Raw genomic sequence first — 14,979 nt, 5'->3', positions numbered from 1 at the left:
CACAAGATATTGATTTTTCTTTTTAGAGTGGTATAATACATTTTAGAAAGAACATTTTAGAAAAGAGCATGCATATGATTGCACTAGAAGAAAAAATTATAACCTTACCAACTCTCTTCGTTGAAAAACGAGATGGGAGACGTGTTGTATTTGATGTGGACAAGATTGACAAGGCTCTCCACAAGGCGGCTGACAAGGTTATGGATGTGACACCCTTGGTTGAAAAACGCCTAAATGCTCTGACCGAGCGAATTGTCACAGAAATTCATAGTCGTTTTCCGCAGGGAGTTAAGATTTATGAAATCCAAAATATCGTAGAACATGAACTCCTTGAAGCAAAAGAATATGCTCTGGCTGAGGAGTATATTACTTACCGGACACAGAGGGATTTTGAGCGCTCAAAAGCGACAGATATTAACTTTAGTATCCATAAGCTTCTCAATAAAGATCAGGCAGTTGTTAACGAAAATGCCAATAAAGACAGCGATGTCTTTAACACTCAGCGTGATTTGACAGCAGGGATTGTTGGGAAATCAATCGGACTGCAAATGCTTCCTAAGCACGTAGCCAATGCCCACCAAAAGGGGGATATCCACTATCACGATTTGGACTACAGTCCCTATACGCCTATGACCAACTGCTGTTTGATTGATTTTAAAGGTATGTTGGAAAATGGTTTTAAGATTGGGAATGCGGAGGTAGAGAGTCCCAAGTCTATTCAGACTGCGACAGCTCAGATTTCCCAAATCATTGCCAACGTTGCTTCTAGCCAGTATGGAGGCTGTTCAGCCGACCGTATCGATGAAGTTTTGGCGCCGTACGCAGAGAAGAATTACCAAAAACATCTCAAAGATGCAGAAGAATGGGTCTTGCCTGAAAAACGGGAAGATTATGCTTGGAAGAAAACCCAAAAAGACATCTACGATGCCATGCAATCTCTCGAGTATGAAATCAACACTCTCTTTACTTCAAATGGACAAACACCTTTTACTTCTCTAGGCTTTGGTCTAGGAACTAGTCGTTTTGAACGTGAAATTCAAAAAGCTATCTTAAACATTCGAATTAAGGGCCTCGGTTCAGAACATCGTACGGCTATCTTCCCTAAACTGATTTTTACTCTGAAAAGAGGTCTTAACTTGGAAGAAGGGACTCCCAACTACGACATTAAGCAGTTGGCTCTTGAGTGTGCAACCAAGCGGATGTACCCAGACGTCTTGTCTTACGATAAGATTGTTGACTTGACAGGTTCTTTTAAGGTGCCTATGGGTTGCCGTTCGTTTCTTCAAGGGTGGAAGGATGAAAATGGTGTAGAAGTCAATTCGGGTCGTATGAATCTGGGTGTTGTGACGGTTAACCTGCCTCGTATTGCTCTTGAGTCTGAGGGCGACATGAATAAGTTCTGGGAAATCTTCAACGAGCGGATGAATATCGCTGAAGATGCTCTTGTTTATCGTGTCGAACGCACTAAAGAGGCGACGTCAGCGAATGCTCCTATCCTTTATCAGTACGGTGCTTTTGGCCATCGTTTAGGTAAAGAAGAAAGTGTTGACCAGCTCTTTAAGAATCGTCGCGCAACCGTTTCGCTGGGTTACATCGGTTTGTATGAAGTAGCGACTGTTTTCTTTGGTAACAGCTGGGAAAGCAATCCAGATGCTAAGGAATTCACGCTGGATATCATTCGTGATATGAAACGCCGTGTAGAAGAGTGGTCTGACCAATATGGCTACCATTTCTCTATCTACTCAACACCGTCCGAAAGCTTGACAGACCGTTTCTGCCGACTAGATACAGACAAGTTCGGCTCTATTCCTGATATCACAGATAAGGAATACTACACTAACTCTTTCCACTACGATGTTCGTAAAAATCCAACACCGTTTGAAAAATTGGACTTTGAGAAAGTCTATCCAGAAGCAGGTGCGTCAGGTGGTTTTATCCACTACTGTGAGTATCCAGTTCTTCAGCAAAATCCAAAGGCCTTGGAAGCTGTCTGGGACTATGCCTATGACCGTGTAGGCTATCTAGGCACCAATACTCCGATTGACCGTTGCTACAAGTGTGATTTTGAAGGGGATTTTGAACCAACTGAAAGAGGATTTGCTTGTCCAAACTGTGGCAATAGCGACCCTAAAACAGTAGATGTGGTCAAACGAACTTGTGGCTACCTAGGTAATCCTCAAGCGCGTCCGATGGTTAATGGACGTCACAAGGAAATCGCTGCGCGTGTCAAACATATGAATGGCTCAACGATTAAAATAGCTGGCCATCAAGTAACAAATTAGAAAGAAATGAGATGGGGAAATATCAATTAGACGATAAGGGTCGCGCACAAGTGACCCGTTATCACGAGAAACACTCTAAAGGTGGAGCTGGTAAAAAAGAACGCTTGCTCAACCTCAGAGAACAATTTTTAAATAAGAATAAGAAAAAATAAAAGTGAGAGTCAGCTCTCGCTTTTCTCATAGTGGGAGGTAAGGATGGAATTACGCAGACCAAGATTATCAGATAAAGAAACAGTTTTAGACATGATGGCAGAGTTTGAAAAGAGCCAATCAGCCCATGATGGTGGATTTTGGGATACAGAGAACTTTGTGTATGAAGAGTGGTTGGAAACAAATATGCAAAAAGAGATGGGAATAAACTTGCCTGAAAATCGTGTTCCTTCTATTCAATTTGTATCATTTGATGATATAGGTCGTGCTCTAGGATTTTTGAATCTGCGATTAAGGCTGAATGAGGATTTACTGAATTATGCTGGCCACATTGGCTACTCTATTCGTCCATCTGAAAGAGGGAAAAGTTATGCTAAGGAAACTCTCCGTCAGGGCTTGCAAGTCGCTAAGGAAAAGAACATCAAGAAAGCTCTGGTGACCTGTAGTGTGAATAATCCTGCTAGTAGAGCAGTCATTCTAGCAAATGGTGGAATATTTGAGGATGCTCGTAATGGAGTCGAGCGTTATTGGATAGAGGTAGCGAATGAATAATCCAAAACCACAAGAATGGAAAAGCGAGGAACTTAGTCAAGGTCGTATCATTGACTACAAGGCCTTTAACTTTGTAGATGGAGAAGGCGTGCGTAACTCTCTCTATGTATCAGGCTGTATGTTTCACTGCGAGGGATGTTATAATGTTGCGACTTGGTCTTTTAATGCTGGCATTCCCTATACAGCAGGATTAGAAGAACAGATCATGGCAGATCTCGCTCAACCTTATGTTCAAGGCTTGACCTTGCTGGGAGGGGAGCCCTTTCTCAATACGGGTATTCTTTTGCCGCTCGTTAAGCGCATTCGAAAGGAATTGCCAGACAAGGACGTCTGGTCATGGACGGGCTATACATGGGAAGAAATGATGTTGGAGACCCCAGATAAACTGGAACTCTTATCATTGATTGACATTCTTGTCGATGGACGATACGACCGAACTAAGAGAAATCTCATGCTCCAGTTTCGAGGTTCGTCCAATCAACGAATTATCGATGTGCAAAAATCTCTCAAAAGTGGGCAAGTAGTGATTTGGGACAAACTCAATGATGGAAAAGAAAGCTATGAACAGGTGAAGAGAGATTAACTTTCTTCCATAAAATAGTTAAATAAATGACCTATCAAAAAAGAAAACATTTTCATGTTAAAAAATTTAAAAAACAGCAACAAATCCCTTGCAATCGCAGGGGCTTTGTGTTATTCTATTATGGTGCTGTAAATTACAGCTTTAGCTTTGATGCAAGAGGTTGCGACACGCTCGGTTGCATTGCCACGCAACACCGCGTCGGTTTTCTTGTGGAGCTAGCCTATTATCTTAAATAGACGAAAAGGAGAAAAAGATGGCAAACAAAAAAATCCGTATCCGTTTGAAAGCTTACGAACATCGTACGCTTGATACAGCGGCTGCAAAAATCGTAGAATCAGCTACTCGTACAGGTGCACAAGTTGCGGGTCCAATCCCACTTCCAACTGAACGTAGCCTCTACACAATCATTCGTGCGACTCACAAATACAAAGACTCTCGCGAACAATTTGAAATGCGTACACACAAACGTTTGATCGATATCGTTAACCCAACTCAAAAAACAGTTGATGCTTTGATGAAATTGGATCTTCCAAGTGGTGTAAACGTAGAAATCAAACTTTAATCTAAAGTTTGATATTTGAGCATAAAAAACGCTCGTTAAAAACTTTTTGAATAAAAAATATAGAAAAGGAACTATTTTCTCATGACAAAAGGAATCTTAGGGAAAAAAGTGGGAATGACTCAAATCTTCACTGAAGCTGGCGAATTGATCCCTGTAACAGTTATTGAAGCAACTCCAAACGTTGTTCTTCAAGTTAAAACTGTTGAAACAGACGGATACAACGCTATCCAAGTTGGTTTCGATGATAAACGCGAAGTATTGAGCAACAAACCTGCTAAAGGACATGTAGCGAAAGCTAACACGGCTCCTAAGCGCTTCATTCGTGAATTCAAAAACGTTGAAGGCTTGGAAGTTGGTGCTGAAATCACAGTTGAAACATTCGCAGCTGGAGACGTTGTTGACGTAACTGGTACTTCTAAAGGTAAAGGTTTCCAAGGTGTTATCAAACGCCACGGACAATCACGTGGACCAATGGCTCACGGTTCTCGTTACCACCGTCGTCCAGGTTCTATGGGACCTGTTGCACCTAACCGCGTATTCAAAGGTAAAAACCTTGCAGGACGTATGGGTGGCGACCGTGTAACAATTCAAAACCTTGAAGTTGTACAAGTTGTTCCAGAAAAGAACGTTATCCTTATCAAAGGTAACGTACCAGGTGCTAAGAAATCTCTTATCACTATCAAATCAGCAGTTAAAGCTGGTAAATAATAAGGAAAGGGGAATACAGTCAAAATGGCAAATGTAACATTATTCGACCAAACTGGTAAACAAGCGGGCGAAGTTGTTCTTAATGATGCAATCTTTGGTATCGAACCAAATGAATCTGTTGTGTTTGATGTGATCATCAGCCAACGTGCTAGCCTTCGTCAAGGAACTCACGCAGTTAAAAACCGCTCAGCTGTTTCAGGTGGCGGACGCAAACCATGGCGTCAAAAAGGAACTGGACGTGCTCGTCAAGGTTCTATCCGCTCTCCACAATGGCGTGGTGGTGGAATCGTCTTCGGACCAACTCCACGTAGCTATGCGTACAAACTTCCTCAAAAAGTTCGTCGCCTTGCGCTTAAATCTGTTTACTCAGAAAAAGTTGCTGAAAATAAATTTGTAGCCGTTGATTCTCTTGAATTTACAGCTCCAAAAACTGCTGAATTTGCAAAAGTTCTTGCAGCTTTGAGCATCGATTCTAAAGTCCTTGTTATTCTTGAAGAAGGAAACGAATTCGCAGCTCTCTCAGCTCGTAACCTTCCAAACGTGAAAGTTGCGACTGCTACAACTGCAAGTGTTCTTGACATCGCAAATAGTGACAAACTTCTTGTTACTCAAGCAGCTATCTCTAAAATCGAGGAGGTTCTTGCATAATGAATTTGTATGATGTTATCAAAAAACCTGTCATCACTGAAAGCTCAATGGCTCAACTTGAAGCAGGAAAATATGTATTTGAAGTTGACACTCGTGCACACAAACTTTTGATCAAGCAAGCTGTTGAAGCTGCTTTCGAAGGTGTTAAAGTTGCCAACGTTAACACAATCAACGTAAAACCAAAAGCTAAACGTGTTGGACGTTACACTGGTTTTACTAACAAAACTAAAAAAGCTATCATCACACTTACAGCTGATTCTAAAGCAATCGAGTTGTTTGCTGCTGAAGCTGAATAATCTAAGGAGGAAATATCGTGGGAATTCGTGTTTATAAACCAACAACAAACGGTCGCCGTAATATGACTTCTTTGGATTTCGCTGAAATCACAACAAGCACTCCTGAAAAATCATTGCTTGTTGCATTGAAGAGCAAGGCTGGTCGTAACAACAACGGTCGTATCACAGTTCGTCACCAAGGTGGTGGACACAAACGTTTCTACCGCTTGGTTGACTTCAAACGTAACAAAGACAACGTTGAAGCAGTTGTTAAAACAATCGAGTACGATCCAAACCGTTCTGCAAACATCGCTCTTGTACACTACACTGACGGTGTGAAAGCATACATCATCGCTCCAAAAGGTCTTGAAGTTGGTCAACGTATCGTTTCAGGTCCAGAAGCAGATATCAAAGTCGGAAACGCTCTTCCACTTGCTAACATCCCAGTTGGTACTTTGATCCACAACATCGAGTTGAAACCAGGTCGTGGTGGTGAATTGGTACGTGCTGCTGGTGCATCTGCTCAAGTATTGGGTTCTGAAGGTAAATACGTTCTTGTTCGTCTTCAATCAGGTGAAGTTCGTATGATTCTTGGAACTTGCCGTGCTACAGTTGGTGTTGTCGGAAACGAACAACACGGACTTGTAAACCTTGGTAAAGCAGGACGTAGCCGTTGGAAAGGTATTCGCCCAACAGTTCGTGGTTCTGTAATGAACCCTAACGATCACCCACACGGTGGTGGTGAAGGTAAAGCACCAGTTGGTCGTAAAGCACCATCTACTCCATGGGGCAAACCTGCTCTTGGTCTTAAAACTCGTAACAAGAAAGCGAAATCTGACAAACTTATTGTTCGTCGTCGCAACGAGAAATAATATTAAACTAGTCGCTTAAGCAACTAGTAAATCCGCCAGCTCGGTAGCGCTCCATGTGAGCGCAAGCCGCTGTGGTACAACATTTAAAGGAGAAAATATAAAAATGGGACGCAGTCTTAAAAAAGGACCTTTCGTCGATGAGCATTTGATGAAAAAAGTTGAAGCTCAAGCTAACGACGAAAAGAAAAAAGTTATTAAAACTTGGTCACGTCGTTCAACGATCTTCCCAAGTTTCATTGGTTACACTATTGCAGTTTATGACGGACGTAAACACGTACCTGTTTACATCCAAGAAGACATGGTAGGTCACAAACTTGGTGAATTTGCACCAACTCGTACTTACAAAGGTCACGCTGCAGACGACAAGAAAACACGTAGAAAATAAGGAGAACATAAATGGCAGAAATTACTTCAGCTAAAGCAATGGCTCGTACAGTACGTGTTTCACCTCGTAAATCACGTCTTGTTCTTGATAACATCCGTGGTAAAAGCGTAGCCGATGCAATCGCAATCTTGACATTCACTCCAAACAAAGCTGCTGAAATCATCTTGAAAGTTTTGAACTCAGCTGTAGCTAACGCTGAAAACAACTTTGGTTTGGATAAAGCTAACTTGGTAGTATCTGAAGCATTCGCAAACGAAGGACCAACTATGAAACGTTTCCGTCCACGTGCGAAAGGTTCAGCTTCGCCAATCAACAAACGTACAGCTCACATCACTGTAGCTGTTGCAGAAAAATAAGGAGGTAAAATCGTGGGTCAAAAAGTACATCCAATTGGTATGCGTGTCGGCATCATCCGTGATTGGGATGCCAAATGGTATGCTGAAAAAGAATACGCGGATTACCTTCATGAAGATCTTGCAATCCGTAAATTCGTTCAAAAAGAACTTGCTGACGCAGCAGTTTCAACTATTGAAATCGAACGCGCAGTAAACAAAGTTAACGTTTCACTTCACACTGCTAAACCAGGTATGGTAATCGGTAAAGGTGGTGCTAACGTTGATGCACTCCGTGCAAAACTTAACAAATTGACTGGAAAACAAGTACACATCAACATCATCGAAATCAAACAACCTGATTTGGATGCTCACCTTGTAGGTGAAGGTATTGCTCGTCAATTGGAGCAACGTGTTGCTTTCCGTCGTGCACAAAAACAAGCAATCCAACGTGCAATGCGTGCTGGAGCTAAAGGAATCAAAACTCAAGTATCAGGTCGTTTGAACGGTGCAGATATCGCCCGTGCTGAAGGATACTCTGAAGGAACTGTTCCACTTCACACACTTCGTGCAGATATCGATTACGCTTGGGAAGAAGCAGATACTACATACGGTAAACTTGGTGTTAAAGTATGGATCTACCGTGGTGAAGTTCTTCCAGCTCGCAAAAACACTAAAGGAGGTAAATAACCAATGTTAGTACCTAAACGTGTTAAACACCGTCGTGAATTCCGTGGAAAAATGCGCGGTGAAGCAAAAGGTGGAAAAGAAGTAGCATTCGGTGAATACGGTCTTCAAGCTACAACTAGCCACTGGATCACTAACCGCCAAATCGAAGCTGCTCGTATCGCCATGACTCGTTACATGAAACGTGGTGGTAAAGTTTGGATTAAAATCTTCCCACACAAATCATACACTGCTAAAGCTATCGGTGTGCGTATGGGATCTGGTAAAGGGGCACCTGAAGGTTGGGTAGCACCAGTTAAACGTGGTAAAGTGATGTTCGAAATCGCTGGTGTATCTGAAGAGATTGCACGCGAAGCGCTTCGTCTTGCTAGCCACAAATTGCCAGTTAAATGTAAATTCGTAAAACGTGAAGCAGAATAAGGAGAAGGCATGAAACTTAATGAAGTAAAAGAATTTGTTAAAGAACTTCGTGGTCTTTCTCAAGAAGAACTCGCGAAGCGCGAAAACGAATTGAAAAAAGAATTGTTTGAACTTCGTTTCCAAGCTGCTACTGGTCAATTGGAACAAACAGCTCGCTTGAAAGAAGTTAAAAAACAAATCGCTCGTATCAAAACAGTTCAATCTGAAGCGAAATAATAGACTAGGGAAGGAGAAATTTCAATGGAACGCAATAATCGTAAAGTTCTTGTTGGACGTGTTGTATCTGACAAAATGGACAAGACAATCACAGTTGTAGTTGAAACAAAACGTAACCACCCAGTCTATGGTAAACGTATTAACTACTCTAAAAAATACAAAGCTCATGATGAAAACAATGTTGCCAAAGAAGGCGATATCGTACGTATCATGGAAACTCGCCCGCTTTCAGCTACAAAACGTTTCCGTCTTGTAGAAGTTGTTGAAGAAGCGGTCATCATCTAATCAAACCTGAAAGGAGAAAACTGAAATGATTCAAACAGAAACTCGTTTGAAAGTCGCAGACAACAGCGGTGCTCGCGAAATCTTGACTATCAAAGTTCTTGGTGGTTCAGGACGTAAATTTGCAAACATCGGTGATGTTATCGTGGCATCTGTAAAACAAGCTACTCCTGGTGGTGCGGTTAAAAAAGGTGACGTTGTTAAAGCAGTTATCGTTCGTACTAAATCAGGTGCTCGTCGTGCTGATGGTTCATACATCAAATTTGACGAAAACGCAGCAGTTATCATCCGTGAAGACAAAACTCCTCGCGGAACACGTATCTTTGGCCCAGTTGCACGTGAATTGCGTGAAGGTGGCTTCATGAAGATCGTGTCACTTGCTCCAGAAGTACTTTAATTTTTAGAAACAAACTAGTCCCCTGGATTTACCTCCAGGGTGCCCTTATGGGCGTAAGAAAAATCAAGGAGAAACCTAATGTTTGTAAAAAAAGGCGACAAAGTTCGCGTAATCGCTGGTAAAGATAAGGGAACAGAAGCTGTTGTCCTTACTGCCCTTCCAAAAGTAAACAAAGTTATCGTTGAAGGTGTTAACATCGTTAAGAAACACCAACGTCCAACTAACGAGCTTCCTCAAGGTGGTATCATCGAGAAAGAAGCAGCTATCCACGTATCAAACGTTCAAGTTTTGGACAAAAATGGTGTAGCTGGTCGTGTTGGTTACAAATTTGTAGACGGTAAAAAAGTTCGCTACAACAAAAAATCAGGCGAAGTGCTTGATTAATCACGAAGGAAAGGAGAAGTATAATGGCAAATCGTTTAAAAGAAAAATATCTTAATGAAGTAGTTCCTGCTTTGACAGAACAATTCAACTACTCATCAGTGATGGCTGTGCCTAAAGTAGATAAGATCGTTTTGAACATGGGTGTTGGTGAAGCGGTATCAAACGCTAAAAGCCTTGAAAAAGCTGCTGAAGAATTGGCACTTATCTCAGGTCAAAAACCACTTATCACTAAAGCTAAAAAATCAATCGCCGGCTTCCGTCTTCGTGAAGGTGTTGCGATCGGTGCAAAAGTTACCCTTCGTGGTGAACGTATGTACGAATTCTTGGATAAATTGGTTTCAGTTTCACTTCCACGTGTACGTGACTTCCACGGTGTTCCAACAAAATCATTTGATGGACGCGGAAACTACACACTTGGTGTGAAAGAACAATTGATTTTCCCAGAAATCAACTTCGATGACGTTGACAAAACTCGTGGTCTTGACATCGTTATCGTAACAACTGCTAACACTGACGAAGAGTCACGTGCATTGCTTACAGGCCTTGGAATGCCTTTTGCAAAATAATATAGGAGGTAAATCTAATGGCTAAAAAATCAATGATTGCTAAGAACAAACGTCCAGCGAAGTTCTCTACTCAAGCTTATACTCGTTGTGAAAAATGTGGTCGTCCACATTCAGTTTACCGCAAATTTAAACTTTGCCGTGTTTGCTTCCGTGAATTAGCTTACAAAGGACAAATTCCTGGTGTAACAAAAGCATCTTGGTAATTTAAGATATCAAGGGCGTCAAAACTCTAAGTGAAAATAGGAAACTTGACGAAGAAACTGAAGTTTATAGGAAAGTTTATCTTTTTCACACAGAGTTTAGCCCGGGTTCAGTTGGGCTTGCCAATTTGAACACGAGCTACAGCTTTGGCAAAAAAGACCAATTTTCTTTGGAGCATCGCTCCTGCATCAAATTGCCTATTTTTGCTTTTGCTGTTACGCTCTTTGTATCATGTATTAACTAGCAAGTGCAACTTGCAAACTACTAGTAAGAGGAGAAAAACAAAATGGTTATGACTGACCCAATCGCAGACTTCCTAACTCGTATTCGTAACGCTAACCAAGCTAAACACGAAGTACTTGAAGTACCTGCATCAAACATCAAAAAAGGGATTGCTGAAATCCTTAAACGCGAAGGTTTTGTAAAAAACGTTGAAATCATCGAAGATGACAAACAAGGCATCATCCGTGTATTCCTTAAATACGGACCAAACGGTGAAAAAGTTATCACTAACTTGAAACGTGTTTCTAAACCAGGACTTCGTGTCTACAAAAAACGTGAAGACCTTCCAAAAGTTCTTAACGGACTTGGAATTGCTATCCTTTCAACTTCTGAAGGTTTGCTTACTGATAAAGAAGCACGCCAAAAGAATGTTGGTGGTGAGGTTATCGCTTACGTTTGGTAATATTTAGCTCCCAATTTCTTTGTGACTCTTCGTTATCGTCTCTTGCCTAACCCAAAGTTATGCCTGCGAGATGATGCCTAGATTCACTTTGAAATTGAAACCTAAATGTTCCTTTAAATCGAGGAATCGATTTAACCCCGTGAAAACTGGCCGTTCTGGCCTGACAATCTAACAGGAGAAAATAAACATGTCACGTATTGGTAATAAAGTTATCGTGTTGCCTGCTGGTGTAGAAATCACTAACAATGACAACGTTGTAACTGTAAAAGGACCTAAAGGAGAACTTACTCGTGAGTTCTCAAAAGATATTGAAATCCGTGTGGAAGGTACTGAAGTAACTCTTCACCGTCCAAACGATTCAAAAGAAATGAAAACTATCCACGGAACTACTCGTGCCCTTTTGAACAACATGGTTATTGGTGTATCAGAAGGATTCAAGAAAGAACTTGAAATGCGCGGGGTTGGTTACCGTGCACAACTTCAAGGATCTAAACTTGTTTTGGCTGTTGGTAAATCTCATCCAGACGAAGTTGAAGCTCCAGAAGGAATTACTTTTGAACTTCCAAACCCAACAACAATCGTTGTTAGCGGAATTTCAAAAGAAGTAGTTGGTCAAACAGCTGCTTACGTACGTAGCCTTCGTTCACCAGAACCATATAAAGGTAAAGGTATCCGTTACGTTGGTGAATTCGTTCGCCGTAAAGAAGGTAAAACAGGTAAATAATGTTGAGTGGTTGATTCTCAACCACCAACCTATTTTCCAACTTTGTGCATAGCACACGATTTAAAACTAAAGAGGTGAAAACTGTGATTTCAAAACCAGATAAAAACAAACTCCGCCAAAAACGCCACCGTCGCGTTCGCGGAAAACTCTCTGGAACTGCTGATCGCCCACGTTTGAACGTATTCCGTTCTAATACAGGCATCTACGCTCAAGTGATTGATGACGTAGCGGGTGTAACGCTCGCAAGTGCTTCAACTCTTGACAAAGAAGTTTCAAAAGGAACTAAAACTGAACAAGCCGTTGCTGTCGGTAAACTCGTTGCAGAACGTGCAAACGCTAAAGGTATTTCAGAAGTGGTGTTCGACCGCGGTGGATATCTATATCACGGACGTGTGAAAGCTTTGGCTGATGCAGCTCGTGAAAACGGATTGAAATTCTAATAGGAGGACACTAGAAAATGGCATTTAAAGACAATGCAGTTGAATTAGAAGAACGCGTAGTTGCTGTCAACCGTGTTACAAAAGTTGTTAAAGGTGGACGTCGTCTTCGTTTCGCAGCTCTTGTTGTTGTTGGTGACCACAACGGTCGCGTAGGATTTGGTACTGGTAAAGCTCAAGAAGTTCCAGAAGCAATCCGTAAAGCAGTAGATGATGCTAAGAAAAACTTGATCGAAGTTCCTATGGTTGGAACAACAATCCCACACGAAGTTCTTTCAGAATTCGGTGGAGCTAAAGTATTGTTGAAACCTGCTGTAGAAGGTTCTGGAGTTGCCGCTGGTGGTGCAGTTCGTGCCGTTGTGGAATTGGCAGGTGTGGCAGATATTACATCTAAATCACTTGGTTCTAACACTCCAATCAACATTGTTCGTGCAACTGTTGAAGGTTTGAAACAATTGAAACGCGCTGAAGAAGTTGCTGCCCTTCGTGGTATTTCAGTTTCTGATTTGGCATAAGAAAGGGGATAAAATGGCTCAAATTAAAATTACTTTGACTAAGTCTCCAATCGGACGCATTCCATCACAACGTAAAACTGTTGTAGCACTTGGACTTGGCAAATTGAACAGCTCTGTTATTAAAGAAGACAACGCTGCTATCCGTGGTATGATCACAGCAGTATCTCACTTGGTAACAGTTGAAGAAGTAAACTAATGAATTTTTAGGGGATGTGCACTATACCATCCCCTAAAACTAGATATAGTCATCTATGATGACGTCGTATAGGCGAGTTGATGGGGGAGACAACCTTTTCTCCCTTATCGGCGCTAGCATTTTACAAAAGAGGAGAAAATAAAAATGAAACTTCATGAATTGAAACCTGCAGAAGGTTCTCGTAAAGTACGTAACCGCGTTGGTCGTGGTACTTCATCAGGTAACGGTAAAACATCTGGTCGTGGTCAAAAAGGTCAAAAAGCTCGTAGCGGTGGCGGAGTTCGCCTTGGTTTTGAAGGTGGACAAACTCCATTGTTCCGTCGTCTTCCAAAACGTGGATTCACTAACATCAACGCTAAAGAATACGCAATTGTGAACCTTGACCAATTGAACGTCTTTGAAGATGGTGCTGAAGTTACTCCAGTTGTTCTTATCGAAGCAGGAATTGTTAAAGCTGAAAAATCAGGTATTAAAATTCTTGGTAACGGTGAGTTGACTAAGAAATTGACTGTGAAAGCAGCTAAATTCTCTAAATCAGCTGAAGAAGCTATCACTGCTAAAGGTGGTTCAGTAGAAGTCATCTAAGAGAGGTGACCTATGTTTTTTAAATTATTAAGAGAAGCTCTTAAAGTCAAGCAGGTTCGATCAAAAATTTTATTTACAATTTTTATCGTTTTGGTCTTTCGTATCGGAACTAGTATTACAGTTCCTGGTGTGAATGCCAATAGCTTGAATGCTTTAAGTGGATTATCCTTCTTAAACATGTTGAGCTTGGTGTCAGGGAATGCCATGAAAAACTTCTCAGTTTTTGCTCTTGGTGTTAGTCCCTACATTACGGCCTCTATCGTTGTCCAACTCTTGCAAATGGATATTTTACCCAAATTTGTAGAGTGGGGTAAACAAGGGGAAGTAGGTCGAAGAAAATTAAATCAAGCTACTCGTTATATTGCTCTAGTTCTTGCTTTTGTGCAATCTATCGGGATTACAGCTGGTTTTAATACTTTGGCTGGAGCTCAATTGTTGAAAACAGCTCTTACACCACAAGTCTTTATCATGATTGGTATCATCTTAACAGCTGGTAGCATGATTGTGACTTGGTTGGGAGAGCAAATTACAGATAAGGGATACGGAAATGGTGTTTCTATGATTATCTTTGCCGGGATTGTTGCCTCAATTCCAGAGATGATTCAGGGTATCTATGTGGACTACTTTGTGAACGTCCCAAGTAGCCGTATCAACTCATCTATCATTTTCGTAATCATTTTGATTATTACTGTATTGTTGATCATTTATTTTACAACTTATGTTCAACAGGCAGAATACAAAATTCCAATCCAATATACTAAGGTTGCACAAGGTGCTCCATCTAGCTCTTACCTTCCTTTGAAGGTAAACCCTGCTGGAGTTATCCCTGTTATCTTTGCAAGTTCGATTACTGCAGCGCCTGCGGCTATTCTTCAGTTTTTAAGCGCTACAGGTCATGATTGGGCTTGGGTAAGAACAGCACAAGAAATGCTGGCAACAACTTCACCAACTGGTATTGCCATGTATGCTTTGTTGATTATTCTTTTTACGTTCTTCTATACGTTTGTACAGATTAATCCTGAAAAAGCGGCAGAGAACCTACAAAAGAGCGGCGCCTATATCCACGGAGTTCGTCCTGGTAAAGGTACAGAAGAATATATGTCTAAACTTCTTCGTCGTCTTGCAACTGTTGGTTCCCTCTTCCTTGGTGTGATTTCTATTTTACCGATCGTAGCAAAAGATGTTTTCGGACTTTCAGAAGCAGTTGCTTTTGGAGGAACTAGTCTTTTGATCATTATCTCTACAGGTATTGAAGGAATCAAACAATTGGAAGGTTACCTATTGAAACGTAAGTATGTTGGTTTCATGGATAGAACAGAATAAAAGTATTTACTG

General features: G+C 41.3%; 26 protein-coding genes. All 26 read left to right on the top strand.

Annotation, left to right across the window (positions count from 1 at the left end; all coding sequences use genetic code 11):
* The first annotated feature begins 74 nt into the window (after positions 1–74).
* Complete coding sequence (nrdD, locus tag HMPREF1048_RS09290) at positions 75–2,282, top strand: anaerobic ribonucleoside-triphosphate reductase (RefSeq protein WP_000560884.1); 2,208 nt, start codon at positions 75–77, stop codon at positions 2,280–2,282.
* 11 nt (positions 2,283–2,293) lie between these two features.
* On the top strand, positions 2,294–2,434 hold the full coding sequence (locus tag HMPREF1048_RS09285; protein WP_000521618.1) for a hypothetical protein: 141 nt from the start codon (positions 2,294–2,296) through the stop codon (positions 2,432–2,434).
* A gap of 43 nt (positions 2,435–2,477) precedes the next feature.
* Positions 2,478–2,984: a GNAT family N-acetyltransferase gene (locus HMPREF1048_RS09280; protein WP_000423428.1), complete on the top strand. Its 507-nt coding sequence runs from the start codon at positions 2,478–2,480 to the stop codon at positions 2,982–2,984.
* Positions 2,977–3,567 carry an anaerobic ribonucleoside-triphosphate reductase activating protein gene (gene nrdG, locus HMPREF1048_RS09275; protein ID WP_001064222.1) on the top strand — a complete coding sequence of 197 codons (591 nt, stop codon included), beginning with the start codon at positions 2,977–2,979 and terminating at the stop codon, positions 3,565–3,567. The genes HMPREF1048_RS09280 and nrdG overlap by 8 nt, the downstream gene beginning before the upstream one ends.
* Before the next feature lie 253 nt (positions 3,568–3,820).
* Positions 3,821–4,129, top strand: a complete 309-nt coding sequence (gene rpsJ, locus HMPREF1048_RS09270; RefSeq protein WP_001284513.1) for a 30S ribosomal protein S10 — start codon at positions 3,821–3,823, stop codon at positions 4,127–4,129.
* A gap of 81 nt (positions 4,130–4,210) precedes the next feature.
* The gene (rplC, locus tag HMPREF1048_RS09265; RefSeq protein ID WP_000160197.1) at positions 4,211–4,837 is read left to right on the top strand and encodes a 50S ribosomal protein L3; all 627 of its coding nucleotides are present in this window, start codon (positions 4,211–4,213) and stop codon (positions 4,835–4,837) included.
* Positions 4,838–4,861: 24 nt separating this feature from the next.
* Complete coding sequence (rplD, locus tag HMPREF1048_RS09260; RefSeq protein ID WP_000024547.1) at positions 4,862–5,485, top strand: 50S ribosomal protein L4; 624 nt, start codon at positions 4,862–4,864, stop codon at positions 5,483–5,485.
* Positions 5,485–5,781 (top strand): 50S ribosomal protein L23, encoded by a 297-nt coding sequence (locus HMPREF1048_RS09255; RefSeq protein WP_001055347.1) that lies wholly within the window; start codon positions 5,485–5,487, stop codon positions 5,779–5,781. Before rplD ends, HMPREF1048_RS09255 begins: the two co-directional genes overlap by 1 nt.
* Before the next feature lie 17 nt (positions 5,782–5,798).
* Positions 5,799–6,632, top strand: a complete 834-nt coding sequence (gene rplB / locus HMPREF1048_RS09250) for a 50S ribosomal protein L2 (protein WP_000512911.1) — start codon at positions 5,799–5,801, stop codon at positions 6,630–6,632.
* Between the two features lie 103 nt (positions 6,633–6,735).
* Positions 6,736–7,017 carry a 30S ribosomal protein S19 gene (gene rpsS / locus HMPREF1048_RS09245; protein WP_000533766.1) on the top strand — a complete coding sequence of 94 codons (282 nt, stop codon included), beginning with the start codon at positions 6,736–6,738 and terminating at the stop codon, positions 7,015–7,017.
* A gap of 11 nt (positions 7,018–7,028) precedes the next feature.
* Positions 7,029–7,373, top strand: a complete 345-nt coding sequence (rplV, locus tag HMPREF1048_RS09240) for a 50S ribosomal protein L22 (RefSeq protein ID WP_000818137.1) — start codon at positions 7,029–7,031, stop codon at positions 7,371–7,373.
* A 12-nt stretch (positions 7,374–7,385) separates the two neighbouring features.
* Positions 7,386–8,039: a 30S ribosomal protein S3 gene (rpsC, locus tag HMPREF1048_RS09235; protein WP_000529936.1), complete on the top strand. Its 654-nt coding sequence runs from the start codon at positions 7,386–7,388 to the stop codon at positions 8,037–8,039.
* 3 nt (positions 8,040–8,042) lie between these two features.
* On the top strand, positions 8,043–8,456 hold the full coding sequence (gene rplP, locus HMPREF1048_RS09230; RefSeq protein ID WP_000960946.1) for a 50S ribosomal protein L16: 414 nt from the start codon (positions 8,043–8,045) through the stop codon (positions 8,454–8,456).
* Between the two features lie 9 nt (positions 8,457–8,465).
* Complete coding sequence (gene rpmC / locus HMPREF1048_RS09225; protein ID WP_000772918.1) at positions 8,466–8,672, top strand: 50S ribosomal protein L29; 207 nt, start codon at positions 8,466–8,468, stop codon at positions 8,670–8,672.
* A 24-nt stretch (positions 8,673–8,696) separates the two neighbouring features.
* Positions 8,697–8,957, top strand: a complete 261-nt coding sequence (gene rpsQ, locus HMPREF1048_RS09220; RefSeq protein WP_000440801.1) for a 30S ribosomal protein S17 — start codon at positions 8,697–8,699, stop codon at positions 8,955–8,957.
* Positions 8,958–8,982: 25 nt separating this feature from the next.
* The gene (gene rplN / locus HMPREF1048_RS09215; RefSeq protein WP_000616545.1) at positions 8,983–9,351 is read left to right on the top strand and encodes a 50S ribosomal protein L14; all 369 of its coding nucleotides are present in this window, start codon (positions 8,983–8,985) and stop codon (positions 9,349–9,351) included.
* 78 nt (positions 9,352–9,429) lie between these two features.
* Positions 9,430–9,735, top strand: coding sequence for a 50S ribosomal protein L24 (rplX, locus tag HMPREF1048_RS09210; protein WP_000497691.1), 306 nt, complete (start codon positions 9,430–9,432; stop codon positions 9,733–9,735).
* A gap of 23 nt (positions 9,736–9,758) precedes the next feature.
* The gene (gene rplE / locus HMPREF1048_RS09205) at positions 9,759–10,301 is read left to right on the top strand and encodes a 50S ribosomal protein L5 (RefSeq protein ID WP_000013542.1); all 543 of its coding nucleotides are present in this window, start codon (positions 9,759–9,761) and stop codon (positions 10,299–10,301) included.
* A gap of 17 nt (positions 10,302–10,318) precedes the next feature.
* Positions 10,319–10,504, top strand: coding sequence for a type Z 30S ribosomal protein S14 (locus HMPREF1048_RS09200; protein ID WP_001085697.1), 186 nt, complete (start codon positions 10,319–10,321; stop codon positions 10,502–10,504).
* 284 nt (positions 10,505–10,788) lie between these two features.
* Positions 10,789–11,187 (top strand): 30S ribosomal protein S8, encoded by a 399-nt coding sequence (gene rpsH / locus HMPREF1048_RS09195; protein WP_000245504.1) that lies wholly within the window; start codon positions 10,789–10,791, stop codon positions 11,185–11,187.
* 187 nt (positions 11,188–11,374) lie between these two features.
* On the top strand, positions 11,375–11,911 hold the full coding sequence (gene rplF, locus HMPREF1048_RS09190; protein ID WP_000086624.1) for a 50S ribosomal protein L6: 537 nt from the start codon (positions 11,375–11,377) through the stop codon (positions 11,909–11,911).
* 83 nt (positions 11,912–11,994) lie between these two features.
* Positions 11,995–12,351 (top strand): 50S ribosomal protein L18, encoded by a 357-nt coding sequence (gene rplR / locus HMPREF1048_RS09185; RefSeq protein WP_000624044.1) that lies wholly within the window; start codon positions 11,995–11,997, stop codon positions 12,349–12,351.
* A gap of 17 nt (positions 12,352–12,368) precedes the next feature.
* Positions 12,369–12,863 carry a 30S ribosomal protein S5 gene (gene rpsE / locus HMPREF1048_RS09180; RefSeq protein WP_000874202.1) on the top strand — a complete coding sequence of 165 codons (495 nt, stop codon included), beginning with the start codon at positions 12,369–12,371 and terminating at the stop codon, positions 12,861–12,863.
* Positions 12,864–12,876: 13 nt separating this feature from the next.
* A complete protein-coding gene (gene rpmD / locus HMPREF1048_RS09175; protein ID WP_000057241.1) occupies positions 12,877–13,059 on the top strand; it encodes a 50S ribosomal protein L30 in 183 nt (60 codons plus the stop codon).
* Between the two features lie 144 nt (positions 13,060–13,203).
* Entirely contained in the window at positions 13,204–13,644 is a 441-nt protein-coding gene (gene rplO / locus HMPREF1048_RS09170; RefSeq protein ID WP_000766087.1) for a 50S ribosomal protein L15, read from the top strand.
* Between the two features lie 12 nt (positions 13,645–13,656).
* Positions 13,657–14,967: a preprotein translocase subunit SecY gene (gene secY, locus HMPREF1048_RS09165; RefSeq protein WP_000465403.1), complete on the top strand. Its 1,311-nt coding sequence runs from the start codon at positions 13,657–13,659 to the stop codon at positions 14,965–14,967.
* The last annotated feature ends 12 nt before the right edge of the window (positions 14,968–14,979 follow it).

It is taken from the genome of Streptococcus mitis SK575, assembly GCF_000257865.1.
GTDB classification, from domain to species: domain Bacteria; phylum Bacillota; class Bacilli; order Lactobacillales; family Streptococcaceae; genus Streptococcus; species Streptococcus mitis_CQ.
Note: the sequence above shows the minus strand (reverse complement) of the source record. Positions and strands in the feature narration are given on the sequence as shown.